Annotated in this window: 1 protein-coding gene and 2 tRNA genes; all 3 read right to left on the bottom strand. The window is 49.1% G+C overall.

Going from position 1 to position 1251, the window contains the following annotated elements; genetic code table 11:
* Positions 1 to 421: 421 nt before the first annotated feature.
* Positions 422 to 494, bottom strand: a tRNA-Ala gene (locus tag RMSM_RS36140).
* Between the two features lie 86 nt (positions 495 to 580).
* A tRNA-Ile gene (locus tag RMSM_RS36135) sits at positions 581 to 654 on the bottom strand.
* Positions 655 to 1011: 357 nt separating this feature from the next.
* The coding region (locus RMSM_RS43310; protein ID WP_040771459.1) for a hypothetical protein at positions 1012 to 1251 on the bottom strand (240 nt) is incomplete at its 5' end.

Here is a 1251-nt window from a genome sequence, read left to right as displayed (position 1 = left end):
TGCGTTGCGTTCGAGTGTAAGTCGATAGTGCAACGGACGCTGCCTTGTGAGCAGCCGGCCAGTGCCAGTTTTGGGCCGCGAGCAAATCGCGTTCCGTTCTTGGCGTCAGCCGGTCGTTCACAAGGGAGGGCGAAGAATACTGTTGAAGGTTTTCTTCGTCAACCGCGTTTCAAGATGTTTTTTAAAGTTTCTTGAAGTTCGGTTGTTCGCTTGAGAAGCACGTTTTTTGTGGCCTTTTCAGGCCGCGTGACGTGGCTCTCAATCGAGAAGGGAAAGATAGCGATCTAAAACTTTGGGTCAACCTCACTTGGAGGAAAATTTTAGATTTTGTTCGCGTCTCGTGAAGCTTTTAAGAAAAAGGATTCACAGGACACTTTTGTATCTTTCACTTCGCCATCATCTCTTTCGAGATCATGGTGAGTGGAGGTAGACGGACTTGAACCGACGGCCTCCTGCGTGCAAAGCAGGCGCTCTCCCAACTGAGCTATACCCCCGAGGAAGTGCGAAGTTTGAAGAGTGAAGGGTGAAATGTCAATTGGACTTTTCACCCTTCACTCTTCTTCCCTCAAACTTCTCGAAATGGGCGTACCAGAACTCGAATCTGGGACCTCGTCGTTATCAGCGACGCGCTCTAACCAACTGAGCTATACGCCCGAACTGTCTTGAATTCAGGATGAAGATTGCAAGCAATCGACACTGTTTCAAGGCACCTCTTGTTACTCGGTTTGTGGCCTTGGTTTGTTGCCACAAAGTTCCAAGAGGGGCAAAGTTTACGCAAACTAATTTGGCTGTCAAAGGGAACACACACCCGGAACCGACAAATTTGGCTGCTTTTTTGCTCGAGACTCCTCCAACGGCCGTTTTTTTGCATGTTTTGGCACGGCAAAATATCGGCTAATTTGTTGCCAAGAGTCTCGTCCCGCTTGGGAATCCTTTTCTTCGGCCTAACATCGATCCTCTCTTAACCTTTCCAAAAAGATTCTCACAGTTTTGTATGAGGATTCCAAGGTGTTAAACGCGAAATGCCCCGAAATGCCGCTGTGTTGACACGAAGGGTTGGTCCAGGCGTTCGAACAAGTTTTCTCTGCCCACCACGACGGTTGCCTCGTCTTCTAGCAGACGGTTCTCCCTCGGTTTGTGGTGGCATCTCATCCAAAGGGTGGCCAATTTCCGCAGACAAAGCGATGGCGAACTTTTTGACATTCCCTTTCCGGCGGTGACTCCTTCAAGAAAATCGACATTCCCACCGAA

Origin of the sequence: Rhodopirellula maiorica SM1 (assembly GCF_000346295.1) — a bacterium.
In the GTDB taxonomy this organism is placed as follows: domain Bacteria; phylum Planctomycetota; class Planctomycetia; order Pirellulales; family Pirellulaceae; genus Novipirellula; species Novipirellula maiorica.
Note: the sequence above shows the minus strand (reverse complement) of the source record. Positions and strands in the feature narration are given on the sequence as shown.